26 protein-coding genes are annotated in these 23,051 nt (G+C 70.9%); 13 read left to right on the top strand and 13 right to left on the bottom strand.

All coding sequences use genetic code 11. The features are described 5' to 3' along the window. Positions 1-335 precede the first annotated feature (335 nt). The 4 genes from ACGFIS_RS09955 (at position 336) to ACGFIS_RS09940 (ending at position 4,587) form a co-directional block, all read left to right on the top strand. The gene (locus ACGFIS_RS09955; protein WP_392970234.1) at positions 336-788 is read left to right on the top strand and encodes an FHA domain-containing protein; all 453 of its coding nucleotides are present in this window, start codon (positions 336-338) and stop codon (positions 786-788) included. Beyond that, entirely contained in the window at positions 785-2,302 is a 1,518-nt protein-coding gene (locus ACGFIS_RS09950) for a hypothetical protein (RefSeq protein WP_392901820.1), read from the top strand. The genes ACGFIS_RS09955 and ACGFIS_RS09950 overlap by 4 nt, the downstream gene beginning before the upstream one ends. A gap of 29 nt (positions 2,303-2,331) precedes the next feature. Then, complete coding sequence (locus ACGFIS_RS09945; RefSeq protein ID WP_392901818.1) at positions 2,332-3,195, top strand: glutamate ABC transporter substrate-binding protein; 864 nt, start codon at positions 2,332-2,334, stop codon at positions 3,193-3,195. Positions 3,196-3,369: 174 nt separating this feature from the next. Continuing rightward, entirely contained in the window at positions 3,370-4,587 is a 1,218-nt protein-coding gene (locus ACGFIS_RS09940; RefSeq protein ID WP_392901816.1) for a hypothetical protein, read from the top strand. Here ACGFIS_RS09940 and ACGFIS_RS09935 read toward each other — a convergent pair. Next, on the bottom strand, positions 4,565-5,245 hold the full coding sequence (locus ACGFIS_RS09935; RefSeq protein WP_392901815.1) for a hypothetical protein: 681 nt from the start codon (positions 5,243-5,245) through the stop codon (positions 4,565-4,567). The two genes, ACGFIS_RS09940 and ACGFIS_RS09935, sit on opposite strands and share 23 nt — an antisense overlap. Positions 5,246-5,334: 89 nt before the next feature. Here ACGFIS_RS09935 and ACGFIS_RS09930 point away from each other — a divergent pair, with 89 nt between their 5' ends. Together ACGFIS_RS09930 and ACGFIS_RS09925 are read left to right on the top strand one after the other, a co-directional pair. Beyond that, positions 5,335-5,853: a PH domain-containing protein gene (locus tag ACGFIS_RS09930; RefSeq protein ID WP_392901813.1), complete on the top strand. Its 519-nt coding sequence runs from the start codon at positions 5,335-5,337 to the stop codon at positions 5,851-5,853. A gap of 160 nt (positions 5,854-6,013) precedes the next feature. Then, on the top strand, positions 6,014-6,280 hold the full coding sequence (locus tag ACGFIS_RS09925; protein WP_392901811.1) for a DUF1778 domain-containing protein: 267 nt from the start codon (positions 6,014-6,016) through the stop codon (positions 6,278-6,280). A gap of 46 nt (positions 6,281-6,326) precedes the next feature. Here the strand turns inward: ACGFIS_RS09925 and ACGFIS_RS09920 are convergent, their stop codons facing one another. Further along, entirely contained in the window at positions 6,327-6,758 is a 432-nt protein-coding gene (locus tag ACGFIS_RS09920) for an HIT family protein (RefSeq protein ID WP_392901809.1), read from the bottom strand. A 160-nt stretch (positions 6,759-6,918) separates the two neighbouring features. Between ACGFIS_RS09920 and ACGFIS_RS09915 the strand changes: the two genes are divergently transcribed. Together ACGFIS_RS09915 and ACGFIS_RS09910 are read left to right on the top strand one after the other, a co-directional pair. Further along, complete coding sequence (locus ACGFIS_RS09915) at positions 6,919-7,632, top strand: ATP-binding cassette domain-containing protein (RefSeq protein WP_392970231.1); 714 nt, start codon at positions 6,919-6,921, stop codon at positions 7,630-7,632. Beyond that, positions 7,629-8,318, top strand: coding sequence for a hypothetical protein (locus ACGFIS_RS09910; RefSeq protein ID WP_392901805.1), 690 nt, complete (start codon positions 7,629-7,631; stop codon positions 8,316-8,318). Before ACGFIS_RS09915 ends, ACGFIS_RS09910 begins: the two co-directional genes overlap by 4 nt. A gap of 76 nt (positions 8,319-8,394) precedes the next feature. Here ACGFIS_RS09910 and ACGFIS_RS09905 read toward each other — a convergent pair whose 3' ends face one another. The 3 genes from ACGFIS_RS09905 to rlmN form a co-directional block, all read right to left on the bottom strand. Further along, entirely contained in the window at positions 8,395-9,222 is an 828-nt protein-coding gene (locus ACGFIS_RS09905) for a DUF1963 domain-containing protein (RefSeq protein ID WP_392901804.1), read from the bottom strand. A gap of 63 nt (positions 9,223-9,285) precedes the next feature. Next, positions 9,286-9,798, bottom strand: a complete 513-nt coding sequence (locus ACGFIS_RS09900; RefSeq protein WP_392970227.1) for a DivIVA domain-containing protein — start codon at positions 9,796-9,798, stop codon at positions 9,286-9,288. 62 nt (positions 9,799-9,860) lie between these two features. Continuing rightward, complete coding sequence (gene rlmN, locus ACGFIS_RS09895) at positions 9,861-11,006, bottom strand: 23S rRNA (adenine(2503)-C(2))-methyltransferase RlmN (RefSeq protein ID WP_392901800.1); 1,146 nt, start codon at positions 11,004-11,006, stop codon at positions 9,861-9,863. A 114-nt stretch (positions 11,007-11,120) separates the two neighbouring features. Here rlmN and ACGFIS_RS09890 point away from each other — a divergent pair, with 114 nt between their 5' ends. Continuing rightward, complete coding sequence (locus ACGFIS_RS09890; protein ID WP_392901798.1) at positions 11,121-12,266, top strand: suppressor of fused domain protein; 1,146 nt, start codon at positions 11,121-11,123, stop codon at positions 12,264-12,266. On the opposite strand, the gene ACGFIS_RS09885 is transcribed toward ACGFIS_RS09890, so the two are convergent. The 5 genes from ACGFIS_RS09885 to rpsB form a co-directional block, all read right to left on the bottom strand. Beyond that, positions 12,263-13,141 carry a phosphatidate cytidylyltransferase gene (locus ACGFIS_RS09885; protein WP_392901796.1) on the bottom strand — a complete coding sequence of 293 codons (879 nt, stop codon included), beginning with the start codon at positions 13,139-13,141 and terminating at the stop codon, positions 12,263-12,265. The two genes, ACGFIS_RS09890 and ACGFIS_RS09885, sit on opposite strands and share 4 nt — an antisense overlap. After that, positions 13,141-13,698 carry a ribosome recycling factor gene (gene frr, locus ACGFIS_RS09880; protein WP_392902844.1) on the bottom strand — a complete coding sequence of 186 codons (558 nt, stop codon included), beginning with the start codon at positions 13,696-13,698 and terminating at the stop codon, positions 13,141-13,143. Before frr ends, ACGFIS_RS09885 begins: the two co-directional genes overlap by 1 nt. Before the next feature lie 90 nt (positions 13,699-13,788). Next, positions 13,789-14,490 carry a UMP kinase gene (gene pyrH, locus ACGFIS_RS09875; RefSeq protein ID WP_392902841.1) on the bottom strand — a complete coding sequence of 234 codons (702 nt, stop codon included), beginning with the start codon at positions 14,488-14,490 and terminating at the stop codon, positions 13,789-13,791. A 241-nt stretch (positions 14,491-14,731) separates the two neighbouring features. Further along, positions 14,732-15,568, bottom strand: a complete 837-nt coding sequence (tsf, locus tag ACGFIS_RS09870; protein WP_392901794.1) for a translation elongation factor Ts — start codon at positions 15,566-15,568, stop codon at positions 14,732-14,734. A gap of 83 nt (positions 15,569-15,651) precedes the next feature. Beyond that, positions 15,652-16,617 (bottom strand): 30S ribosomal protein S2, encoded by a 966-nt coding sequence (gene rpsB, locus ACGFIS_RS09865; protein WP_392901792.1) that lies wholly within the window; start codon positions 16,615-16,617, stop codon positions 15,652-15,654. Positions 16,618-17,007: 390 nt separating this feature from the next. Here rpsB and ACGFIS_RS09860 point away from each other — a divergent pair, with 390 nt between their 5' ends. Next, complete coding sequence (locus ACGFIS_RS09860) at positions 17,008-17,703, top strand: murein hydrolase activator EnvC family protein (protein ID WP_392901790.1); 696 nt, start codon at positions 17,008-17,010, stop codon at positions 17,701-17,703. 96 nt (positions 17,704-17,799) lie between these two features. Here the strand turns inward: ACGFIS_RS09860 and ACGFIS_RS09855 are convergent, their stop codons facing one another. After that, positions 17,800-18,723 carry a tyrosine recombinase XerC gene (locus ACGFIS_RS09855; RefSeq protein WP_392901788.1) on the bottom strand — a complete coding sequence of 308 codons (924 nt, stop codon included), beginning with the start codon at positions 18,721-18,723 and terminating at the stop codon, positions 17,800-17,802. A 154-nt stretch (positions 18,724-18,877) separates the two neighbouring features. Here ACGFIS_RS09855 and ACGFIS_RS09850 point away from each other — a divergent pair, with 154 nt between their 5' ends. The 3 genes from ACGFIS_RS09850 to dprA are packed head-to-tail and all read left to right on the top strand — an operon-like array spanning position 18,878 to position 21,945. Further along, positions 18,878-19,231 carry a YraN family protein gene (locus ACGFIS_RS09850; protein ID WP_392901786.1) on the top strand — a complete coding sequence of 118 codons (354 nt, stop codon included), beginning with the start codon at positions 18,878-18,880 and terminating at the stop codon, positions 19,229-19,231. Continuing rightward, complete coding sequence (locus tag ACGFIS_RS09845; protein WP_392901784.1) at positions 19,232-20,785, top strand: YifB family Mg chelatase-like AAA ATPase; 1,554 nt, start codon at positions 19,232-19,234, stop codon at positions 20,783-20,785. It begins immediately after the preceding gene. Then, complete coding sequence (gene dprA, locus ACGFIS_RS09840; RefSeq protein WP_392901782.1) at positions 20,782-21,945, top strand: DNA-processing protein DprA; 1,164 nt, start codon at positions 20,782-20,784, stop codon at positions 21,943-21,945. Before ACGFIS_RS09845 ends, dprA begins: the two co-directional genes overlap by 4 nt. A gap of 34 nt (positions 21,946-21,979) precedes the next feature. Here the strand turns inward: dprA and ACGFIS_RS09835 are convergent, their stop codons facing one another. Together ACGFIS_RS09835 and ACGFIS_RS09830 are read right to left on the bottom strand one after the other, a co-directional pair. Then, positions 21,980-22,294 carry a DUF2469 domain-containing protein gene (locus tag ACGFIS_RS09835; RefSeq protein ID WP_392901780.1) on the bottom strand — a complete coding sequence of 105 codons (315 nt, stop codon included), beginning with the start codon at positions 22,292-22,294 and terminating at the stop codon, positions 21,980-21,982. Then, positions 22,291-23,019, bottom strand: coding sequence for a ribonuclease HII (locus ACGFIS_RS09830; protein WP_392901778.1), 729 nt, complete (start codon positions 23,017-23,019; stop codon positions 22,291-22,293). Before ACGFIS_RS09830 ends, ACGFIS_RS09835 begins: the two co-directional genes overlap by 4 nt. Between the last annotated feature and the right edge of the window lie 32 nt (positions 23,020-23,051).

Here is a 23,051-nt window from a genome sequence, read left to right as displayed (position 1 = left end):
GCGCCTCGTCCGCCCCGCCGGCGCCGCATGTCCCGCCTGCCCCGCCCGGTGGCCCACCCGGTGGTCCGTCCGGTCGAGGCGGCGGCGGAGCGACGGCCTGCCCGGACTGCGGGACGCCCGGTACCGACCGTTTCTGTGAGGCGTGCGGTTACGACTTCGCCACGGGCGGCGGCAAGCCCACGCCGAAGACGGCGCCGGCGAACCCGTCCCAGCCGGCCGGGCCCGCGCGGGCACCCGGTCCTCCGCTGCCCGCACCTCCCGTCCCGGCCCCGCCGGTACCGGCACCACCCGTGCCGGCACCACCCGTGCCGGCACCACCCGTGCCCGCGCCTCCGGTGCCCGCACCTCCCGTCCCCGCACCTCCCGTCCCCGGGGCGGTCTGGACGGCGGTCGTGACGGCCGACCGCGACTACTACGACAGGGTCCTCGCCGAGGAGGGCCCCGACTCGGCGTCGCTCACGTTCCCGCCGTACGCGCCCCCGAGGAGCATTCCACTCGTCGGACGGCAGATCCGCATCGGGCGGCACGGCTCCTCCCAGCCGTCCCCGCCCGAGATCGACCTTCGCGAGCCGCCCGAGGACCCCGGCGTCTCCCACGTCCACGCGGTCCTGCTGGCCAAGCCGGACGGCACCTGGACACTGGTCGACCCAGGCTCCACCAACCGGACCTGCATGAACGGGTCCAGCGAACCCATCCCCTACAACGTGGAGGTCCCGCTCTCCGACGGCGACCGCATCCACGTGGGGGCCTGGACCACCATCACCCTCACCAGAGGCGAGGCGACATGACGCCCGTTCAGCCGGCTCCCCCGACGGGGCGGCCGCCCGTCCCCGCCCCGCAGCCGGGCCCGCCCGACCGGCGGCGTCCGCCGGGGCCGCTCGGGCGGGCCCCCGACGCGCCGCCGTCCCGTACCGCCCGGATGCTCCCCCGCACGGTCGCGGCCCACGTCCGGACGCTGACGGTGCTGACGGTCGTCCTGCTGGTGGCGCTGCTGGCCGTCACCTGGGCGGCGATCGCGAACGCGCGCGAGGGCGTGCGGGTGATCGGGCACGACGCGGGCCCGCAGGTCGTCGCGACCGGCGACCTCTACTTCCAGCTCACCGACATGGACTCCCAGCTCGCCAACGCGCTGCTGATCGGCGGCGCGGCGGGCGACGGCCGCGAGAAGGCGCTGGCCCGCTACAACGACAACCGGCTGAAGGCGGGCGACGCGCTGCTCAAGGCGGCCAAGCTCGCCGACGAGAGGACAGAGGAGAACACGGCCCGCGACGTGCTCGACGCGCTGGGCCGCTACGAACGTCTCGCCGGGCAGGCCCTGCTGCTGGACCGGCAGTCCGACCGCGCGTCCGGCGCGCCGTCGAAGGAGGTCATCGACCTCTACCGGCAGGCGACCGACCTGATGAAACTGGACCTGCTGCCCAAGGCGTACAACCTCACGCTCGACAACGGCACCCTCGTCCGGCACACGTACGAGGACAAGCGGTCGGCGGTCCTGTCCGGGCGCACCTGGATCATCGTCATCGGGCTGGCGCTCCTCACCACCCTGGCCGGCTTCCAGCTGTACCTGGCCAGGCGTTTCCGCCGGTTCCTGAACATTCCGCTGGCGCTGGCCACGCTCGGCTCGCTCGTCCTGGTCGTGACCGGCGCCACCATGCTGTCCGGCCAGGCGGACCATCTCCGCGAGGCCAAGGAGGACGGCTTCGACTCGATCCTGGCGCTCGCGCGGGCACGCGCCATCAGCAACAGCGCCAGCGCCGACGAGACCCGCTTCCTCCTCGACCCGGAACGGGCCGACGCCTACGAGCAGATCTATCTGAGCAAGTCCCAGACCGTCCTGTACCTGAAGGCCGGCAATCTGACCCAGTACAACCAGGCCGTGCAGAACAAGCTGTCCTGGGAGCCCGGACGTGCGCCGTTCCTCGGTTTCCTCGGCACCGAGGCCAACAGGCCCACGGAAGCGGGAGAGCAGCGGGCCGAACTGGTGGCCGGCCTGAACAAGGTGCTGCGCGACTACCAGAAGGTGCAGGCGAACGACCGCCGGATGAGAGACCTCGTCCACAACGGGCAGGACGCCCAGGCCGTGGCCGCGCGCAGTACGGCCGCGGCGGACTTCGCCGAGTACGACCGGTCCCTGCAGGAACTGATCGGCATCCACCAGAAGGCGTTCGACGAGGCCGTGAAGGACGGCGACGACGGGACGAGCGGCTGGTACGCCGTCCTCCCGGCCGCCGGGGTCATCATCGCCCTGCTCGTGCTGATCGGAGTGCGCCCCCGGCTCGCGGAGTACCGGTGGTCGAGGTGACGAGACCGGCCGCACGTCCCACTGGCTCGGTGAAGCGGGCCACGGCGGCGGTGCTGGCCGCGGCGTCGGTCGCCGCCGCGGCGGCCTGCGGCACGGCGGACGCTGCCGCGGGCTCCCTCGTCGGCGAGGAGTTCCTCACCATCGGCGTCCAGACGGACCAGCCGGGCCTGGGCCGCCAGATCCCCGGAACCGAGTCCAGGCGCTACGGCTCCTACGACGGCTTCGACGGCTTCGACGTCACGATCGCCAAGGAGCTCGCCAGGAATCTGGGGTTCCCCGCCAAGAAGGTGTCGTTCTCGGCGGTGTCTTCGGAGAAGCGCGAGGAGGCGATCCTGTCCGGTGAGGTCGACCTCGTCATCGGCAGCTACTCGATCACGCCCGAACGCAAGACCGAGGTGGGGTTCGCAGGGCCGTACTACGTCGCCCACCAGGACATCCTCGTCCGCAAGGCGAACCCCGCCTCGATCCGTAACCTGCACGATCTCGGCGGAAAGCGGCTCTGCACGGTCGCGGGGTCGCAGTCGTTCCACCGCGTGCGCACCGAGCAGAGCGTCCCCGCCGTGCCCGTCCAGGCCAAGGGGTACACCGACTGCCTGAACAAACTGGTCGCGGGCGAACTCGACGCCGTGTCCACCGACGACCTGATCCTCGCCGGCCTCGCGTCCATGGCGGCCAAGACGGGCGACTACATGAAACTCGTGAACGAGCCGTTCTCGGACGAGCGGTACGGCGTCGGCCTCGACAAGGACGACGTGGACGGCTGCGAAGCCGTGAACGAGGCGATCACGAAGATGTACCAGGACGACACGGTCCGGCTGCAGCTGAACAGATGGTTCGGCCCCACCGGGCTTGAACTCACCACCACCGTCCCGCAATTCGAAGGCTGCATCTGAACCGGCCGTCACCGACGGCACGGAATTGCTCACGGAATGGCGCGAGAAGGGCCGTGAGACCGGCCGGTCACTGAGATCAGTCGGTTACGTAAGTTCCGGTCGGCCCGCGTGATCGTAAGTTATGGTCGCGATCAAAACCCGGTCCGGTAATCACCGTCACGCCCGAGGAGTGCAATGACGACGGTCATCCTGGTGGTGATGTGCGTCGTGGTGGGGGCGCTCGAACTGTACGCGGGCAAGCAGAGCCGGGATCAGTCGAACGCCTTCTCCCGCCGGATCGACGAGCTGAACGAGCAGGTCACCAAGCAGAACAACGTCCTGGTCACGGTGGGCGAGCAGCTCACGGCCGAACTGTCGCGGGTCAAGCAGGACGTGCTGCCCGCGCTCGACACCCGGCTCCGGCAGAACACCGGGCAGGTGGAGGAACTGGCGGGCCTCGTCCACCAGGCCGACGACTTCCTGCGAACCCAGTCCGGCCGGCTGCGCGACCTGGAACAGCAGCGGATCACGCTCGCCGCGCTGCGCCGCAAACTCGGCGAAGTGGAGACGTCGGTCCGCGCCGTCACCCGGACGGGCAGCGGCGAGGTGGAGGGCAAGGTCGACACCGCCCTCGGCCGGCTGGCCGACCTGGAACGCGGCGGCGAGGAGATCCTGGCGCTGCAGCGCACCCTCACCCGGACGCTGGAGGACGTCGAGGACGTCGTCGCCGAGCTGCTGCAGTTCACCGAGGGCGAGCTGGACGACACCGTCACGGCGGCGCTCACCGGCCGTCCCCGCGCCCACGGCGATGCCGTCACCGCCACCGGGCGGCTCTGGACGCGCGACGACCAGCTCGACGACATCCTCGGCGAGATGTACGAGCGGTGCGTGCGGGCGAGCCGGCTGAGCGTCCGCTTCCGCACGGCCGAGGGGGCCGACGGCCCCGCGCCCGGCTCCCCCGAACGCCGCCGGTACTTCCTCGGCGGCCAGGCCGCCGAGGACCTCGCGGGGTCGTTCAGCGCGCTGCTCATCTCGACCGGCGCGGACCTGCCGCGCAACGGGCTGCGCAACGGCCCGCCGGACGGCGCGCCGGGCGGCGGGTCCAGGCGCGGGCTGGCGCGGGTCGAACCGGGCGTCCCGCCGGGCGTCGAACCCGCCCGTCCACCCGAGGACGAGGCGGCCCTCAAAGCCCTGCTGCGGACGCTGTCGGAGTGTTCGGGCGCCGTCGCGCAGATCGGCCCGCTCATGGCCGTCCGGACGCGTGAAGAGCTGCTGTGCGCCGTGCTGACCGCCGCCCAGTCACTGGAACTGGAGAGCGACGAGGTGTTCTGGGATCCGGCCGCCGCGACCGTCCGGCTGCGGCGCCTGCCGTCCCATCAGCTGTGGGACCTCACCGGCTGGGCCGCCCCGTAAGGCGTGGCGCCCCGTAGACCCGCACGGTCCGCTCCGCCGGGCCGCCGAGCCGCACGTACAGCGGGCAGGTGAGGTCGCGCGTCACCGGGTCGACCTCCGCACAGAGCCCGATCCCGGCCGCGCGGTCGAGGAACACCGCGTTCTCCACCGCCCGCGCCCCGCGAACCGCGTACGGGACGGAGTCGGCGTCGCCGGTGTCGAAGAGTTCCTCGAACGTCAGCCGCCGCGCGAACCGCATCAGCACCCCGGCGTCCACGACGCGGCTGCCGATCGCCGCCGCGGGCCCCGCGACGACGATGCCGAAGCTCGGGTTCTCCCGGCCGCGGACGTAGATCTCCCGGTCGGGCTCCAGCCCTCTGCGCCGGTCGGGGACCTGCACGCCGAACCCGGCGTCGCCGTTCAGGTACGCGGGCGGCCCGAACCCGTCAGCCGCGCCGTCCCGGACCCGCAGCGCGCCCGGCGGCATCTCCCAGCCGGGCAGGTACACGCCGAGGCCCCGCAGCAGCAGCCGCCAGATGGGACGCCCCGTCACGTCCGCCGCGAACTCGCCCCGCGGCCCTCGCGCCCCGCCCGCGTCCCCCTGGCCGTACGGCCCCGCCGCGGGGTCCCTGACGCCGTCCATGCCGATCATCATCAGCCGCCGATCCCCCTTCGACAAGGCCCCGAACCCCTTACCGCGCGGCCCCTGCGGCGGCGGGACCACGTCGGCTACCTTTGAACCAACCGGATCATGACGAGGACGCCGCCGTGAATCTGCAGGACATGATGGTGCAACACGACAACTCGTCGCGCACCGTCGACAAGTACCTGATGTCCCACGAGGGACGCGTCATCGCCGTCCGCCGCCACCCGGCGGTCCTCATCCCGCCGGTCGCGGTCGTCGTCGCCGGGCTCGTCGTGTGCGGCGCCGTCGGCGCGGTCGTCGGCCTGATGTGGATCTGGTGGCTCTGGCTGCTCACTATCGGCTACCTGCTGTGGAAGATCATCGCCTGGTCGCTGGAGTTCTTCCTGGTCACCGAGCACCGGGTGATGCTGATCAAGGGGGTGCTCAACCGCAGCGTCGCGATGATGCCGCTGTCCAAGGTCACCGACATCACGCTCAACCGCTCCATGGCCGGGCGGATGCTCGGGTACGGCGAGTTCCTCACGGAGTCCGCGGGCCAGAAGCAGCCGATCCGCAGCGTCCCTTTCATGCCGTACCCGGAGCAGCTCTACCTGGAGGTCTCGTCGGTCATCTTCGGCACCATCGACGAGTCCCCCGACTAGCCGTACCGGCCACTGATCGGGGGCGGAGGCCGAAACCCAGGCGGTCCGGGGTGCGGAGCCGGCGCCCGCTGACGACGCCCGGCGATTCTCCTTCTCAGAGGGGATGTTCTGACAACATCTCCCGGCGTACTTTTAGATGCCGCAAGGAAGGAGACCGGCCATGTCTGAGTCGGTTCGCCAGGACCTTCCCGCCACCCATGCCGACGAGCACATCGCCCTCCGGATGTCCGCGGAACAGATCCTCGTGATCCGCAAGGCCGCCGAGCTCATCGGGTGGACGGTCACCGACTACGTCCTGTCCACTGCCCTGGACCGGGCCGAACGCGACCTGTACGAACACGCCGCCGCCCTGGATGCCGCGGCCCCCGCCCCCGCCGACCCGGACCCGGCCGACCCCTACGTGGCCCTGTTACTGGCCCTGACCTGACCCGCCCGCACAAGGCGCCGCTCACACCCCGCGCTCCGGCGTGCGATCATTCTCGGCCGGCGGCGGCGCCGGACAGACGCGCGGCATACTCGGCGGCCTCGGCATCCGAGTCGTACTTCTGACGCGGCCAGAAGAATCCGCGGAGCCCGTCCTTGCGGTTGCGCGGGACGACATGGACATGCAGGTGCGGGACGCTCTGACTGATCCGGTTGTTCATCGCCACGAACGACCCGGCGGCACCGAGCACCGACTCCATCGCGGCCGCGAGCCGCTGCGCATGCTCGAAGAACGCGCCGAGCGAATCGGCGGGCAGATCGGTGAGCGTCTCGAGGTGCATGCGCGGTATCAGCAGCGTGTGCCCCTTGAACAGGGGCCGCGTATCCAGAAACGCCAGGGCGTCCGGCGCGTCCATCACCACATGCGCCGACCTCTTCCCCTCAGTGATCTCACAGAACACACAACCCGCAGCACCACCCATACCAACCATTCTCCCCCGCCCCCAGGGGCACGGGTCGTCGGGCGGCGGGCGAGTCGTCGGGCGGCGGGCGAGTCGTCGGGCGGCGGGCAGTCGTCGGGCGGCGGGCGAGGCCCGGTGGTTAACGGGGTTCTTACGTGCGGGGCACTACCCTGCGGGTCTCATGCGGTTGGAAGGTGTGGCCTTTCGTTATCGCCGGAGAAGCCCCTGGGTGCTCAGGGACGTCACGTTGTCACTTCCTCCCGGCGGCGTCACCGAGGTGACCGGGCGCAACGGCGCAGGGAAGTCCACTCTGCTCCGCGTTATCGCCGGCCTGCGCAGGCCGGGCAGGGGCGTCGTCGAAGACAGGCCGGGCCGGGTGGGATACGCGCCCGAGCGCTTCCCGGTGGACCAGCCGTTCACCGTCCGCACCTACCTCGGCCACATGGCCGCCATACGCCGCGTCCCCGGGGACGCCGTCGGCGCATGGGTGCGGCGGCTCGGGTGCGACCACCTCCTCGATGTGCGGCTTCCTGACCTTTCGAAGGGCAGCGCGCAGAAGGTCGGCCTCACGCAGGCCCTCATGGGGTCCCCGGATCTCCTCGTCCTGGACGAACCGTTCGCCGGGCTGGACGCGGCGACCAGGGACGCGCTGCCCGCGTTGATCTCCGAACTCGCGGCCGGAGGCACCACCGTGGTCGTCAGCGACCACCAGCGCAGCATCGAAGGCCTCCCCGGCGTCGACCGGTTGCACGTGGCCGACGGAACGGTGACCGGCCTTACCTCGACGGGCACCTCATGGACCCTGCTGGAGGTCGAGGTCCCCGAGGAGGAGGCCGAGACCTTGGAGAGCAAGCTGCGCGCGGACGGCTACCGGGTGCGGAGGCCCGAGCGGTGATCGCGCTCGTCCGGTTCCAGGTCGCGGGTTACGTCCGTTCGCTGCGCGTCCTGCAGCCCTTGATCGTCGTGGCACTGGCCGTGGTGCTGGTCCTCATCCAGGGACCGGGCGGCCCGGACGCCGCCGGCCTCGCCGTCGGGACGCTCGGGGACGTGGCGGCGTTCATGTTCCCCATCTGGGCCTGGGCGGCGCGCGCCCTCCTCGACAAGCAGCCGGACGAACAGCGGGCGCTGACCGCCACCGCCGCACGCCGCCCTTCCAGGCCCACGTGGGCGGGGCTGCTCGCGGCCTACGGCGTGAACATGTGCCTGGGCGTCGTCGCATTGGCGGTTCCTCTCCTGCAGGCGCTTCAGGTGGGTTCGCCAGGGCAGGCGATCTGGGTGGGTTGTGCGCTCAACCTCCTCGTCGCCGTCCCGGCCACACTGGTGGGCGCGTGGACGAGCCGGGCGCTGATCCGCGATCCCGTTGTCTCCCTGCTGACGCTTCTGGGTGCTGTCACGGCCCTGTTGCTCCTCGGTATCGGACGGTTCGCCTGGCTCTCCGTCCCGATGATCGAGTGGCTCCGCGCAGCGCATGGCGGCCCCAGCGAGTTCACCTCGGACTTCCCCGCCATCGCCCTCCACTTGGCACTCTGGTCCGCGATCGCCGGCGCCGCCTACATCGCAGCCGCCCGCCACCGCCCCTGAACCCCGTCTCTGCGAAGCATCACGCCCGCCCCCCCCGCGCGGTGGTCGCGGGGTTCGGGCAGAGCGCATACCGTCCTCAGCTGGCTTGCAGGGTCAGCCACGTTCGTTCCAGAGGGTCGTTCGGGCGGGCGCAGAAGTAGACGCGGCCGGGATCCCCCCAGTACCAGCCGAGACGGTGGTCGGAGTCGAGCTGGAGCAGGAGGCGCCACTCCTCCACGGCGCTCTGCTCATCCGGGGACAGTGGCGGGGGCGTGAGGGAGTCCAGGGGGCGGCCCGTCGAGGCGTACAGGCAGTCGGGGCCGATCGGGCGCTGAACGAGCGACGGCCAGCCGCCCAGCTGGTGGGCGGGCATGTCGTCGGGCCAACTGTGCTGCGACCAGGCGGCGTGCAGCTGCTCGTAGACGGACACGACGCCCGTGTAGACGTCCTCCAGGCGGCGCACGGCGGGCTCCTGGGGTGAGGGCAGGGAGAGGAACGGGGTGGCGAACAGGCGCGTCTGGGGATACGTCAAGGCGCCCGGTGGCGGGGCGGCTCCCTGGAGCTCGCCGGTGAAGACGCGCCAGCCGTCCCGCTGCGCGGCCGCGTCGCCCCAGGGGCGGGGGGTTTCGCTGGCGTAATAGAACGCGGCCTGGCCGGACGGGGGGACGCCGGCGATCTCGCCGAAGCGGACGAGGGCGGCGAAGTCGATCGCACCGAGGAAGTCGAGGGGGCGGCCGTCCCACTGCGGCCAGGGGTTGCCGGGCGGCAGCATCGGGGTGCCGCCGAGGTGGACGGGCACGTCGCCCTCGGGACCGAGCCTCAGCGCCGGCCTGGTCAGGGGCAGCAGGGCGGCGATGATCTCGGGGGCCAGGAAGGCGGCGAAGAGGGACCGGAGCCGGCGGTGGGCCGCCGCGAAATGTTCCATGCACGTAGCGTTACGCGGCGGGATGGCGGCCCGCCGCGTCCGGCGGAATTGTGGATAACTTCGTCAGCGGCGTTCGAGGGCGCTCGCGAGCTGCAGCAGGAAGCGGTCGACCTCCTGCTCGTCGTAGCCGGGCCCGAGCCGGACGACGCGGAACGCGCTCTCCCGCACGTCGCGGGCGGTCACCGGGGGCGCTATGCCGCGCAGGCCGGCGACGATGCGGTCCAGGAACGCGTCCACGTCCCGGACGTCGTAGCCGGACCGCAGGCCCGCACCCGGGAAGCGGGCGTTCTGGATCCAGTTGATCAACCAGGCCGGTTGCGCGCGGGGACGGCCGGGACGCTCGCCGATCGGCGCCAAGGCCTGCAGTTCCCGGATGCACTCGCGCACGAGTTCGTCGACGGCGCGGGGCTCGTAGCCGCGCAGGACGACGTCGAAGCGGGTCTCCCGCACTTCGTCCGCGGACATCCGCGGTCCGCCGTTCAGCGCCTGCGAGATCCTTCGCAGCAGCGCGTCCACCTGGTCACGGTCGTAGCCTCGCAAGACCACCGGCAGCCGCGCACCCGTCTTCACCGGCACCGTGCTCCTCAGCCCGCATCCTCGCGGCCGCGGGGGCGCCAGGGGACACGCCCGCGGCGCGCTCAGTCGTTGGTCGCCGCGGCCAGCTGGCCGCAGGCCCCGTCGATCTCCCTGCCCCGAGTGTCGCGCACCGTGACCGGGATCCCGTGGGCCTCGAGGCGCCGGACGAACTCGCGCTCGTCCTCGGGCCGCGAAGCGGTCCACTTGGAACCCGGCGTTGGGTTCAACGGGATCAGATTGACGTGTACGAGATTCCCGCGCAAGAGCCTGCCGAGAAGATCGGCCCGCCACGCCTGGTCGTTGACGTCCTTGATGAGGGCGTACTCGACCGACACGCGGCGGCCGCTGCGGCCTGCGTAGGCCCAGGCGGCGTCCAGGACCTCGGCGACCTTCCAGCGGTTGTTGACGGGTACGAGGTCGTCGCGGAGCTCGTCGTCGGGTGCGTGCAGGGACACCGCCAGCCGCACGGACATGTCCTCGGCGGCGAGCTTCTCGATCGCCGGCACCAGCCCGACCGTGGAAACGGTCACCGAGCGCTGGGAGATGCCCAGGCCGGCAGGTGCCGGATCGGTGATGCGGCGCACTGCGCCGATGACGGCCTTGTAGTTGGCCAGCGGCTCCCCCATCCCCATGAAGACGATGTTGGAGACACGGCCGGGACCGCCTGGGATGCGGCCGCGGGCCAGTGCGCGCGCGCCGGCGGCGACCTGCTCGACTATCTCGGCCGTGGAAAGGTTGCGGGTGAGCCCTGCCTGGCCGGTCGCGCAGAACGGGCAGTTCATGCCGCATCCGGCCTGGGACGAGACGCACATCGTGGCGCGGTCCGGGTAGCGCATCAGGACCGATTCGAAGAGCACGCCGTCGAACGCCTTCCAGACGGTCTTCAGCGTCGTGCCGCCGTCGCAGTCCATCTCACGCACCGGGGTCAGCAGCGGCGGCAGCAGCTCGGACACGAGACGCTCGCGGACGGCGGCGGGCAAGTCCGTCATCTTCGCCGGGTCGTCGACCAGACGGGCGAAGTAGTGCCGCGACAGCTGGTCGGCGCGGAACGGCTTCTCCCCCAGCTCGGCGACCGCCGCACGGCGTTCCGCGGAGGTGAGGTCGGCGAGGTGCCTCGGCGGCTTGCCGCGCCTCGGGGCGGCGAAGACGAGCTTCGCCGGCGTCTTCTCGGGCGCGGAGCCGGTGGCGGCGGGCTGGGTCGTAGACATGGTCCCTCCAGTGTCGCAAACACCGGCCCGTGCCTCGTCCGTCCAGGGCTACGCATCTTTACCCGTACTACGACATTCCTGCACATGACCTTGTCTGCGACTAAGGTCTCGATCATGTCGGTTTTGCGTAGGGGTTCCGCCTCGTCCCGGGGATCCGCGGCCACGGTCGTCCACGCCGCGGCCAGCCCGTACGGCAGTCGGCGGCTCACCATCGAGACCGACGGTGACGTCACGGCCGCCTACCTGAAGGACGCGCGAGACTCGGTGGTCGGGGCGGCCTGGGTCGGGAACCACCGCAAGGCCCCACCGGAACTGGACCAGTCACGCCTGGACGCGGGCCGTGCCCCGCTCCTGCCCGAATCCCATGTCCGCCACCCGGCCGGACGGCAGGCCCTGGACGCCGAGAGCCTGGAGGTCGTCTGGTTCGAGGAGGGCGACGGCGTGGCCGTCCTTGAGGCCGGTGACCCGCTTTTCGTGATCCCCGGCTGGTCCGACATGGGACGCGGCATTCCCGGCTACGCCCGCGACGCCACGCGGCAGAGCCCGTTCGCCTTCCCCCTGGACGAGGAGATCGAGGACTTCGGGCCTCGCATCGACCGGGCGCGCGAGCACTGGAAGTTGTGCCGCGCCGACGGCTCCTGGGCGGAGTTCCAGCAGTCGGTGCTCGGTCACCTGCTGCAGCGGCTCGGGCCCGGTGGCCACTACTGGCACGATGTCGGCCGGCACCTGGGCAGCGGACGTACGAGCGTGGCCCCGACCGTGGGTGTGTCCGAACGTCCTGCACGCGGCGACCGCGAGTTCACCGTGCTGAGCACGATCGGAATGTGCCGCCAACGGATGCCCACCGTCGAACTGTACGAGGACGACGTCGCCCCATACGGACGGATCGAACTGGCCGTTGCGAGCACTCTGCCCAGCCAGCGCGCGGGCAGCATCTTCCCCTGGCTGGCCCAGTACCCGTGGCGCTCCGTGACGTGGTTCGCCCCCGGAGACGTCGTCAAGTGGTACCACGAGGCCCGCACGTTCCCTCTCGGCAACGACGAGGTGAAGTGGGAGGGCGTGCTCCTTCTGGACGATCCGAGCCGCATGGCGGGCCCTGCGGCCCCCGGGCTGACCGGCCTGACCGTCAACGACGAACCCGTCCGGTGGCTGTGGCTGGTCCCCATCACCGGAGAAGAGCACCGCTACGCCAAGAACGAAGGTTCGGACGCGCTCATCCGGCGTCTCGCCCAGCAGGACCGTTCCTGGGTGATCTCCTAGCTCGGAACGAACAGTTCCAGGAGAAGCCAGACGACGGGGGCCGTCGCGACCAGGGAGTCCAGGCGGTCCATCACTCCGCCGTGCCCGGGGAGGAGCGTTCCCATGTCCTTGATCCCGAGGTCCCGCTTGACCATCGACTCGACGAGATCGCCCGCGGTCGCGGTGACCACGGCGGCGAGGCCGACCAGCACCCCCTGCCAGACCTGTCCGCCTTCCAGGAGCCACCACACCAGCCAGCCGCCGACGATCATGCACATGACCGCCGAGCCGGTGACGCCCTCCCAGGTCTTCTTCGGGCTGATCGTGGGCGCCATCTTGTGCTTGCCGAGGAACGACCCCGCGAAGTAGCCGCCGATGTCGCTGGCGACGGTGATGGCGACGAAGATGACGGTGCGGTGGTCGCCGTCGTCCGGACGCATGAGAAGCGCGACGATCCCGCCCATCAGCACCAGATAGCCGGTCAGGAGCGCCCCGGCGGCGACGTCCCGCACGTACCCGTCGGCGCCCTCCATCATCCGCGTCATCAGCAACGCGAGGACCGTGAGGGAGACCGCCGCGACCGTGGCGGTGGGCCCCCACACGTAGGACACGACCGGTGTGCCGACCATGCCCGTCGCGACGGGGATGAACGGGGCGCCGATGTCGCGGCTCTTGAATGCGTCGGTCAGCTCACGTATCCCGAGGAAGAGGAACACGATCATCACGGCAAGGAAGATCTCCTTGACCGTGTAGAGAGAGAGCAGCGTCAGTGCGCCGAGAGCGGCGCCCACGACGATGGCGAGCGGGAGGTTGCGGCCCGTCTTGCTCTCGCGCTTGCCTTCGGCCGCCGGCTCGTCCGGGGAACCCGAGGGCTCCCCGGCGTCATCGTTTTTCATCAGACTTCGAGCAGTTCGGCCTTCTTGTGCTCGAGCAGTTCGTCGATCTGCGCCACGTAGCGGTGCGTGACGTCGTCGAGCTCCTTCTCGGCACGGTGGACCTCGTCCTCGCCGGCGTCGCCGTCCTTGGCGAGCTTGTCGAGCGTGTCCTTGGCACGCCGGCGGACGTTGCGGATCGCGATCTTGCTGTCCTCGGCCTTGCCGCCCGCGACCTTGACGTACTCCCGCCGGCGCTCCTCCGACAGCTCGGGGAAGACCACCCGGATGACGTTGCCGTCGTTGGTGGGGTTCACGCCCAGGTCGCTGTCGCGGATCGCCTTCTCCACCGCCTGCATGGACGACTTGTCGAAGACCTGGACGATGACCATCCGCGGCTCCGGCAGCGTGAACGACGCGAGCTGGTTGATCGGGGTCGGCGTCCCGTAGTACTCGACGGTGATCTTGTTGAACATCACAGGGGTGATTCGGCCGGTGCGGATGGCCTGGAAGTCCTCCTTGGCGACCGCGACCGCCTTCTCCATCTTCTCCTCGGCTTCGAGGAGGGTCTCGTCGATCACTGTGACTCCCATGTCATCTGGTCGGCCCTGGTCCTACCGTTCCACATTGCGTTCCGTGCCGCGTCACGCATTGCGGTTCGAGGGCTGTGGTCAGCCCTCCGCCGGGCTGACCAGCGTGCCGATCTTCTCACCCCGGACGGCCCGGACGATGTTGCCTTGCCCCATGAGGTCGAAGACCACGATGGGGAGCACGTTGTCCATGCAGAGACTGATGGCCGTGGCGTCCATGACCTTCAGACCCCGCTGTAGAACTTCACCGTAATCCAAACGGTCGAACTTGACCGCGTCTGGATTCTTTCTTGGATCTGCATCGTAGACACCGTCCACCTGAGTGGCCTTCAGGACGGCCTCTGCACCGATCTCCAGCGCGCGCTGGGCGGCGGTGGTGTCGGTGGAGAAGAACGGCTGTCCGAGGCCTGCCCCGAAGATGACGACGCGGCCCTTCTCCAAGTGCCGGATGGCACGCCGCGGAATGTACGGCTCGGCCACCTGGCTCATGGTGATGGCGGTCTGCACGCGGGTGTCGAGGCCCAGTTTCTCCAGGAAGTCCTGCAGGGCCAGGCAATTGATGACGGTGCCGATCATCCCCATGTAGTCGGCACGGCCGCGGTCCATGCCGCGCTCGGCCATGACGGCACCGCGGAACATGTTGCCTCCGCCGCAGACGACCGCCACCTGCACACCGTCACGTACGGCCTCGGCGATGGCCTCCGCCACATGCTGGACGACCTCGGGATCGATGCCGAGCGGGTCTCGTCCGGCGAAGGCCTCCCCCGAGAGCTTCAGCAGCACCCGTTTCCAGCCCGCGCGCGGCGCATGCTGGACGGATGCCTGCCGGCCGGTCTCGCGCCCACCGGTCTCACGCGGACCGGACGAGGTGCCGCCGGACCCGTTCCGGTCGGACGCGCCCTGTTCGGCGACGCCCCGATCGGACGACGAGGCCGCCGTCGCGCTTGTGGTCGTCTTGTCCGGCACGTCGGCGGCCTCCTCGTTGCTTCGCGGTATCTGTCGGGTACCCGTCTCCAGAGTGCCCCTACGCCTGCCCGACCTTGAACCGGGCGAAGCGCACGACCTTCACGCCGGCCTCGTCGAGGACCTTCGCGATGGTCTTCTTGCTGTCCTTCACGAACGCCTGCTCCGGCAGCACGAAGTCGCGGAAGTAGGCGTTCACACGGCCCTCGACGATCTTGGGGATGGCCTGCTCGGGCTTGCCCTCGTCGCGGGTGAGCTGCTCGGCGAGCGCCCGCTCCTTCTCGACCACCTCGGCGGGGATCTCGTCGCGGGTGAGGTACTTGGGGGCCATCGCCGCGATCTGCTGGGCGACGTCCTTGGCGACCTCGGCGTTCTCGGCGTCCAGCTCGACCAGCACGCCGGTGGTCGGCGGCAGGGACGGGTCGGACTTGTGCAGGTAGCTCGCCACGTACGCGCCCTGGAAGTGGGCGAAGCGGCGCAGCTCGACCTTCTCGCCGATCGTGGCGCTGTTCTCCTCGATCAGCGCCTGGACGGTCTTGCCGGACTCGATCTCGACGGCCAGCAGGGCCGCGGCGTCGGCGGCGCCGCTGCCCGCGGCGAACTCGACCAGGCGATTCGCCAGCTCGATGAACTGCTCGTTCTTGGCGACGAAGTCGGTCTCGCAGTTGAGTTCGAGGAGCGCCCCGTCACCGGAGCTCGCAAAGTGCTCGGCGACCAGTCCGTTGGCGGCGGTGCGCTCGGCGCGCTTGCCGACGTCCTTGGCGCCCTTGAGGCGCAGCAGCTCAGTGGCCTTCTCGAAGTCGCCGTCCGCCTCGGTGAGGGCGTTCTTCACGGCCATCATGCCGGAGCCGGTCAGGTCGCGCAGCCGCTTGACGTCAGCGGCGGTGAAGTTAGCCATCGCTCTCTTCGCTTCTCTCGTCGTTGGTCGTTGGACCCGCGACGGTCCGGCGGCGCCCGGGCGGGGGCCGCCGGACCACGGGATCAAGCCTGCTCGGCCTCGGCGGGCTTCGGGGCCTCCTGCGCCGGCGCCTCGGAGCTCGCGGCGGGCTCGGCGGGAGCCTCTGCGGCGGCCTCCGCCGCAGGCTCCGCCGGGGCCTCTGCCGCGGCCTCCGCGGGAGCCTCCGCCGGAGCTTCCGCAGCATCCTCAGCCGGCTTGTTCTCCAGCAGGTTGCGCTCCCACTCGGCCAGCGGCTCGGCTGCGCCGGCGGCCGCGGCGCCCTCGGCCGGCTTCTCGTCGCCACCGGGGGCGGCGCCCGCACGGGCGATCAGGCCGTCGGCGACGGAGTCGGCGACGACGCGGGTCAGCAGGCTGACGCTGCGGATGGCGTCGTCGTTGCCCGGGACCGGGTAGTCGACCTCGTCCGGGTCGCAGTTCGTGTCGAGGATCGCCACGACCGGGATGCCGAGCTTCTTGGCCTCGTTGACCGCGATGTGCTCCTTCTTGGTGTCCACGATCCAGATGGCGCTCGGAACCTTCGCCATGTCGCGGATACCGCCGAGGGTGCGCTCCAGCTTGTCCTTCTCGCGCCGCAGCCCGAGAAGCTCCTTCTTGGTCATGCCGGAGCCGGCCACGTCGTCGTAGTTGATCTCCTCCAGCTCCTTGAGCCGGGTGAGCCGCTTGTGGACGGTGGAGAAGTTGGTGAGCATGCCGCCCAGCCAGCGCTGGTTGACGTAGGGCATGCCGACCCGGGTGGCCTGCTCGGCGATGGACTCCTGGGCCTGCTTCTTCGTGCCGACGAACAGGATCGTCCCACCGTGGGCGACCGTGGCCTTGACGAACTCGAACGCGCGGTCGATGTAGGACAGCGACTGCTGCAGGTCGATGATGTAGATGCCGTTGCGCTCGGTGAGGATGAAGCGCTTCATCTTCGGGTTCCACCTGCGTGTCTGGTGGCCGAAGTGGACGCCGCTCTCAAGGAGCTGCCTCATGGTTACGACGGGTGCCATTGCCCGTGCTCTCCTTCTCTGGCCCTGCTGGGCCGCATTTGGTTATCTGCCTACGCCCGGGTGTCGTCCCACCGTCGCCGTTGCGACGGACCGAGGGACGGCGCCCCACCATGTCTGCGGTGGCATGCGGACGCGTGAAATCAGCCGCCGGGGAACCCCAGGCGGCTGTGACCCGTTCCCGAGTCTGTGACTCCTCCGCTCACCGGGAGCGGCTTCTCATCTCTCCGCCCTGGGGACGGATCAAGGACGGCCTGGCCTGGCCGGTGTCCTCTCGGGCACCCTTACAGATTATCAGGGCGCGGAGGCGTCCGGGAATCAACGGTCGCGGGAGTTATCCACAGTTCGCGGGCTCGGCCGCGAACCGGGCGCCGGACCGGCAGGGTTCGGTTCATGACGCTGCTGACGATGCTCCTCACCTGCGTGATCGCCACCGGGGCGCCGGGCCTGGACGCCTGGCGGTGGCCTTTGGGACCACCCGTCCCCACGGTCGTCCGGGCCTTCTCTCCGCCGGCGTCCGCGTGGGGTCCGGGCCACCGTGGCGTGGACCTCGCGGCCCATCCGGGGCAGCCGGTCTACGCCGCCGCCCCAGGGCGCGTCTCCTATGCCGACCGGCTGGCGGGACGCGGCGTCATCGCGATCGATCACGGAGCGCTGCGCACAACCTACATGCCTGTCCGTCCCAGTGTCCGCGCGGGCCGCCGGGTCGTGTCCGGCACCCGGATCGGCGTCCTGGAGGGCGGCCCGGTCCATTGCCCGGCGTCGTGCCTGCACTGGGGGCTGCGCCGCGGCTCCCTCTACCTGGACCCGCTCGGTCTCGTCCAGCGCCAGGTCCGCCTGCTCCCCCTCTGGTCGAGCCCCTCACCGTCGGCGACCCACCGCACTCCCGCACCTGCGCCCGAGCCGAGGATGACCCTGCGCGACGCCACCACCGCGACCGGCGGCGGACTGACCGGCATGGTCCTGGCCTTCGCGGTGGCCTTCGCATGGCGCCGCACCCGCGCCCGCTACCGTCTGCGCGGCCGGCGCCGTCCGCCCCCCGGCGTCGTCGACCTGTCCCGTGAACGCCGCCTGCGTCGCACCCCGTGACCCCGTCCCCCGCCCACACCAAGGCGATGTGGGTCGGGCGGCGGCTCGGCACGGTGCGAGGAGGCTGTTGCGGGCGGTCGTGTGCCGGGCGAGCGCTCAGGTTCCGGCCTCGCCGGCCAGTGCGCCGCGAGGATGTGCCTGCCGGTGGACCTGTTTGAGCCGCTCCGCAGAGACGTGGGTGTAGATCTGCGTTGTCTGCAGGGAGGCATGGCCGAGGATCTCCTGGACGCTCCGCAGGTCGGCTCCGCCTTCAAGCAGATGGGTGGCCGCAGTGTGGCGCAGCCCGTGCGGGCTCAGGTCGGGCATTTCGCCGACCTGGGAGATCCGTTCGTGGACGATGCGGCGCGCACTGGTCGGGTGGAGGCGCGCCCCGCGAACCCCCAGGAAGAGGGCGGGGCCGCTGTCCGCGGTCACCAGTGCGGGCCGTCCCGCCCGCAACCAGTCCTGGACGGAGCGGACGGCGGGTTCGCCCATGGGGACGGTGCGTTCCCGTCCGCCTTTGCCGAGGACGCGTACCGTCCCGCGGCCGGTGTCCAGGTCGTCGATGTCGAGGCCGCAGAGTTCGCTGACCCGGACGCCGGTCCCATAAAGCGTCTCCAGGACGGCCAGATCGCGGAGCCCCACGGGGCCCTGGGCGTCCACGGTGTCGAGCAGACGTGCGGCATCGTCCTGGGTGAGCACGCCAGGCAGGTCACGGTGGCGTTTGGGGGTGCCGAGCAGTAGGCCTGGATCGTCCTGGAGCAGGCCACGCCGGTGCAGATACCGGGTGAATGCGCGTGCGGCGGCCGTCCGGCGGGCCAGGGTGGCGCGGGATCGTCCGAGAGCGTGCTGGCGGGCGAGCCAGGCACGCAGCAGCGGCACGTCCAAGCCTGCGGGTTCCGTCACGCCGACGTCGGCGGCGTACCTGGTCAGGTCGCTCAGATCACCGAGATAGCCCCGCAGCGTATGCGGCGAAACGCCGCGCTCGGCGCGCAGATGCCGCTCGAAGTCGGAGACGGCGTCCTGAAGCGCATTGGTCACAGCGTCACGCTCCGCCAGCCTGCAGGCCGAAGCAAGCACCGCAGACCGTTTCGAGCGAATCGCCGCAGATGTTCGCCGAAGTTATCCACAGGAGGTCGTTCTCCAGATACGGATCGTGACGCTCCGGCACCGTCGGACTCCGGAGGTGAGGCCCATGAACGCCCACATCACTCTCGGCCGGCGCGGTGAGGACGCCGCCGCCGGCTACCTGCTCGAACTCGGCTGGACGATCATCGAGCGCAACTGGCGGTGCCGCGAGGGCGAACTCGACATCGTCGCCCATGACGGACGCGGCCACGTCGTCTGCGAGGTGAAGACCCGCGGCTCGGCCCGCTTCGGCGACCCCCTCGAAGCGATCACCAAGGACAAGGCGGCCCGGCTGAGGCGGCTGGCCTGGCGATGGGCCGCCGCCCACGGCGTCACCGGCGCGCCCGTGCGGGTGGACGTCCTCGGCCTCGTCACCGACGGCGACGGCTTCTCGATCGATCACCTGAGGGAGGTGTGCTAGATGACCCTCGCGAAGACCCGCTCGGTGTCCCTCGTCGGGGTGGACGGCTTGTTGGTGGACGTGGAGGCCGCCATCACCAGCGGTGTCCCGGGCCTGCACCTGGTCGGCCTCCCGGACACGGCGCTCAGCGAGGCCCGCGACCGGGTCCGCGCCGCGATCTTCAACTCCGGCGAGGACTGGCCCAACAGGCACGTCACTGTGTCGCTGTGCCCGGCGAGCATGCCGAAGAAGGGATCTACCTTCGATCTCAGTATCGCGGTCGCCCTGCTCGCGGCCGCGGAGGCCGTCCCCGCCCGGGCGTGCGCCGGCCTCGTGCTGATCGGCGAGCTCGGCCTCGACGGCCGCCTGCGTCCCATCCAGGGCATCCTGCCCGCCGTCCTGGCGGCGGCCAATCAAGGCTGCCACACGGTCGTCGTCCCGCGCGCGAACGCCGCCGAGGCGGAACTCGTCCCGGGCATGAAAGTGGTGTCGGCGAGCACGCTGCGGGGCCTTCTGTGCATCCTGCGCGACGAGCCTCCTCCCCTGGAGGAGGACGAGGATCGCGACCCTCCCCCTCCCACGGACGGGTTCGCCCTACGGCGGCTGAACATCCCGCCCGATCTCGACCTGGCCGACGTCCGGGGGCAGGCCGAAGCGCGCAGGGCGCTGGAGATCAGCGCCGCGGGAGGGCACCATCTCTTCTTCGCCGGCCCGCCGGGCTGCGGCAAGACGATGCTGGCGGAACGGCTGCCGACGCTGATGCCGCCCCTGGAGCCCGACATCGCGCTGGAGGTCACCGCGATCCACTCCCTCTCGGGGAGCCTCCGGCCCGGCCAGCCACTGATCACCCAGCCTCCGTTCTACGCGCCGCACCACACCGCGTCACGCGCCTCGATGGTCGGCGGCGGCTCGGGCCGCGCCCTGCAGCCGGGCGCCGTGTCCCTCGCCCACCGGGGGATCCTCTTCCTGGACGAGGCCCCGGAGTTCTTCGCGGGAACGCTCGACGCCCTCCGCCAGCCTCTCGAAGAGGGCGAGGTGCGGATCAACCGGATCGAGGGCATGGCCCGCTTCCCGGCGCGGTTCACGCTCGTCCTGGCGGCGAACCCGTGCCCGTGCGCCGCGGCCAAGCAGGTCGACTGCTCCTGCGCGCCCGGCATCCGCCGCAGATACGCCTCCCGCCTGTCCGGGCCGCTGCTCGACCGCATCGACCTCAAACTCGAACTGGCGCCGGCGAGCCGTGCCGAACTCCGCTACGACCTGGAGTTCGCCGAATCCAGCAAGGTCGTGGCCGAACGCGTCCTGCTCGCCAGGGAACGGACGCTCAGGCGCCTGGCCGGCACCCCGTGGCGCTCCAACTCCGAGATCCCCGGGCCGGAGCTGCGGCGCCGCTTCACGCCCCCTTCGGAGGCGATGGACGGCGCCGACGAAGCCCTGCAGAGAGGAACGCTCAGCGCGCGCGGCCTCGACCGCATCCTGCGGGTCGCCTGGACGATCGCCGACCTGTCCGGCCACGACGAACCCGGCCCGGACGACGTCGGCGGCGCGCTCACCCTGTGGTCGGCGGGGCGCCAATGAGCGATGAGCGAACCGCCCGCGCCACCCTCACCGCCGTGGCGGAGCCGGGCGACACCTTCCTCAACCGGATCATCGACCACTCCGGCCCGGAGCGGGCGCTCGAATCGATCCGCACCGGCGGGCTCCCCGGCGGCCTGTCCGCCGACGCCAAGGAGATCCGGCGGCTCGGCCACTGGCGGATCCGGCTGATCGCCGCGGAGCCCGATCAGGACATGGCCGTCTGCGCCCGGTTCAACGGGCGCCTCATCTGCCCGGGAGACCCCGAATGGCCGACGACCCTGGACGACCTCGGCGGCGGACGCCCCTACGCCCTGTGGCTGCGCGGCCCCGGGGACCTGCGCTACGGATGCCTGCGTTCGGTCGCCATCGTCGGTTCCCGCGCCGCGTCCCCGTACGGCCTGCGCGCCGCCGCCGGCTTCGCCTCGGACCTGGCCGACGAAGGCTGGACGGTGCTCTCCGGCGGCGCCCTCGGGATCGACGCGGCCGCCCACCGCGGCGCCCTGGCCGCGGACGGATCCACCGTCGCGGTCCTCGCCAACGGCGTCGACGTCCCCTACCCGGCGTCCAATGAGGGCCTCTTCGCCGAGATGGCCCACCGTTCCCTCCTGGTCAGCGAGTCCCCACCGGGCACCCACCCGCACCGCCTCCGGTTCCTCGTCCGCAACCGTGTCATCGCCGCCCTGTCCCGGGGGACGCTCATCGTCGAGGCGGAGGCCCGCAGCGGCGCCCTCAACACCGCCGGCTGGGCGGCCAGGCTCGGCCGCGTCGTCATGGCCGTGCCCGGCCCCATCACCAGCCGGTCATCGGTCGGCAGCCACCGGCTGCTCCGCGAGGAGGGCACCACCCTCATCACCCGCACCGAGGAGATCATCGAGGCCGTGGGGCGCATCGGCGCCGACCTCGCCCCGCCCCCGCACACACCCGTGCTGCCTCGCGACCGTCTCGAACCGGTCACCCGGTCCGTGCTGGAGGCGTTCCCCTCCCGCGGGGCGACCGGCCCCGCCCAGCTCGCCGTGAAGGCGGGCGTCGACCTGACGGCGGTCAACGCCAAGCTGGGGCTGCTGGCCGCCGCCGGCTTCGTCGAACGCGCGCCCGCCGGCTGGCGCCTCACCAAGTCCGCGAAGGCCCCCCGCGAGAAGCCGTCCGGGTACACGGAATGAAGCACTCACGACAGTCGAAGCGGGCGCCGCCCCATCACTGATCCGAGGGAAGCTCGAAGTCGCTCTTGGCGAGTTCTTCGACGTTGACGTCCTTGAACGTGACGACACGCACGTTCTTGACGAAGCGGGCAGGACGGTACATGTCCCAGACCCAGGCGTCCTGCATCGTGACCTCGAAGAAGATCTCGCCGTTGTCGGCGCTGCGCACCTGGAGGTCGACCGAGTTGGTGAGATAGAACCTCCGCTCGGTCTCGACGACATAACCGAAGAGCCCGAGGACGTCGCGGTACTCGCGATAGAGCTGCAACTCCATCTCGGTCTCGTACTTCTCGAGATCCTCCGCGCTCACGCCCGTGCCCCTTCCGTGCGGTCCTCGCCGGGGACCTCCCCTTCGGTCTCCTCCAACTCCACGTCCACTTCTCCATTGTTACGCAAGGCACGCCCGACGTTGACGTAGGAGAAACGATGCTCCGGACAAGGTCCGTGCGCGGCGAGCGCCCTGCCGTGCGCACGGGTCACATACCCCTTGTGGAGGTCGAACCCGTAGTCCGGATACCGCTCATGGAGAGCCACCATGATCCGGTCCCGGGTGACCTTCGCGATGATCGAGGCCGCCGCCACGCAGGCCGCGACCTGATCCCCCTTGATCATCGCAAGCCCGGGAACATCCAGGCCCGGCACGGGGAACCCGTCGCTGAGCACGTACGCGGGCCGCTTGTCCAGGGCGGCCAGAGCCCGCCGCATTCCGGTGACGTTGCAGTGGTGAAGGCCGATCCGGTCGATGTCGTGGCAGGGGATGACCACGGCGCTCCACGCGTACGCGCGCTCGGTGATCTCCGCGTACAGCTCCTCGCGGCGCGCGGGAGTGAGCAGCTTGGAGTCGGTGAGGCCGTCGATCCTGCGCCGACCCCCCTGAAGGATCACCGCCGCGACGACCAGCGGCCCCGCGCACGCGCCCCGCCCCGCCTCATCGACGCCGGCGACGGGGCTGAACCCGGCATGATCCAGGACACGCTCATACGCGTGCATCCCCGCGTCGCGGCGCGGCGTGAAGCGAAGCGGACGACCCTTCATGCCCGCAGCGTACGTCCCCGCAACCTCCCGCC

The organism is Spirillospora sp. NPDC048824 (assembly GCF_043198455.1).
GTDB lineage: Bacteria > Actinomycetota > Actinomycetes > Streptosporangiales > Streptosporangiaceae > Spirillospora.
Note: the sequence above shows the minus strand (reverse complement) of the source record. Positions and strands in the feature narration are given on the sequence as shown.

Coding starts and splice junctions, on each gene's coding strand:
- dprA (WP_392901782.1), top strand. CDS start 20,782: ATGAGCGATGAGCGAACCGCCCGCGCCACCCTCACCGCCGTGGCGGAG.
- ACGFIS_RS09860 (WP_392901790.1), top strand. CDS start 17,008: ATGACGCTGCTGACGATGCTCCTCACCTGCGTGATCGCCACCGGGGCG.
- ACGFIS_RS09885 (WP_392901796.1), bottom strand. CDS start 13,141: ATGAAAAACGATGACGCCGGGGAGCCCTCGGGTTCCCCGGACGAGCCG.
- ACGFIS_RS09925 (WP_392901811.1), top strand. CDS start 6,014: ATGTCTGAGTCGGTTCGCCAGGACCTTCCCGCCACCCATGCCGACGAG.
- rpsB (WP_392901792.1), bottom strand. CDS start 16,617: ATGGCACCCGTCGTAACCATGAGGCAGCTCCTTGAGAGCGGCGTCCAC.
- ACGFIS_RS09830 (WP_392901778.1), bottom strand. CDS start 23,019: ATGAAGGGTCGTCCGCTTCGCTTCACGCCGCGCCGCGACGCGGGGATG.
- ACGFIS_RS09890 (WP_392901798.1), top strand. CDS start 11,121: ATGTCGGTTTTGCGTAGGGGTTCCGCCTCGTCCCGGGGATCCGCGGCC.
- ACGFIS_RS09940 (WP_392901816.1), top strand. CDS start 3,370: ATGACGACGGTCATCCTGGTGGTGATGTGCGTCGTGGTGGGGGCGCTC.
- ACGFIS_RS09905 (WP_392901804.1), bottom strand. CDS start 9,222: ATGGAACATTTCGCGGCGGCCCACCGCCGGCTCCGGTCCCTCTTCGCC.
- ACGFIS_RS09950 (WP_392901820.1), top strand. CDS start 785: ATGACGCCCGTTCAGCCGGCTCCCCCGACGGGGCGGCCGCCCGTCCCC.
- tsf (WP_392901794.1), bottom strand. CDS start 15,568: ATGGCTAACTTCACCGCCGCTGACGTCAAGCGGCTGCGCGACCTGACC.
- ACGFIS_RS09850 (WP_392901786.1), top strand. CDS start 18,878: ATGAACGCCCACATCACTCTCGGCCGGCGCGGTGAGGACGCCGCCGCC.
- ACGFIS_RS09915 (WP_392970231.1), top strand. CDS start 6,919: ATGCGGTTGGAAGGTGTGGCCTTTCGTTATCGCCGGAGAAGCCCCTGG.
- rlmN (WP_392901800.1), bottom strand. CDS start 11,006: ATGTCTACGACCCAGCCCGCCGCCACCGGCTCCGCGCCCGAGAAGACG.
- ACGFIS_RS09845 (WP_392901784.1), top strand. CDS start 19,232: ATGACCCTCGCGAAGACCCGCTCGGTGTCCCTCGTCGGGGTGGACGGC.
- ACGFIS_RS09920 (WP_392901809.1), bottom strand. CDS start 6,758: ATGGGTGGTGCTGCGGGTTGTGTGTTCTGTGAGATCACTGAGGGGAAG.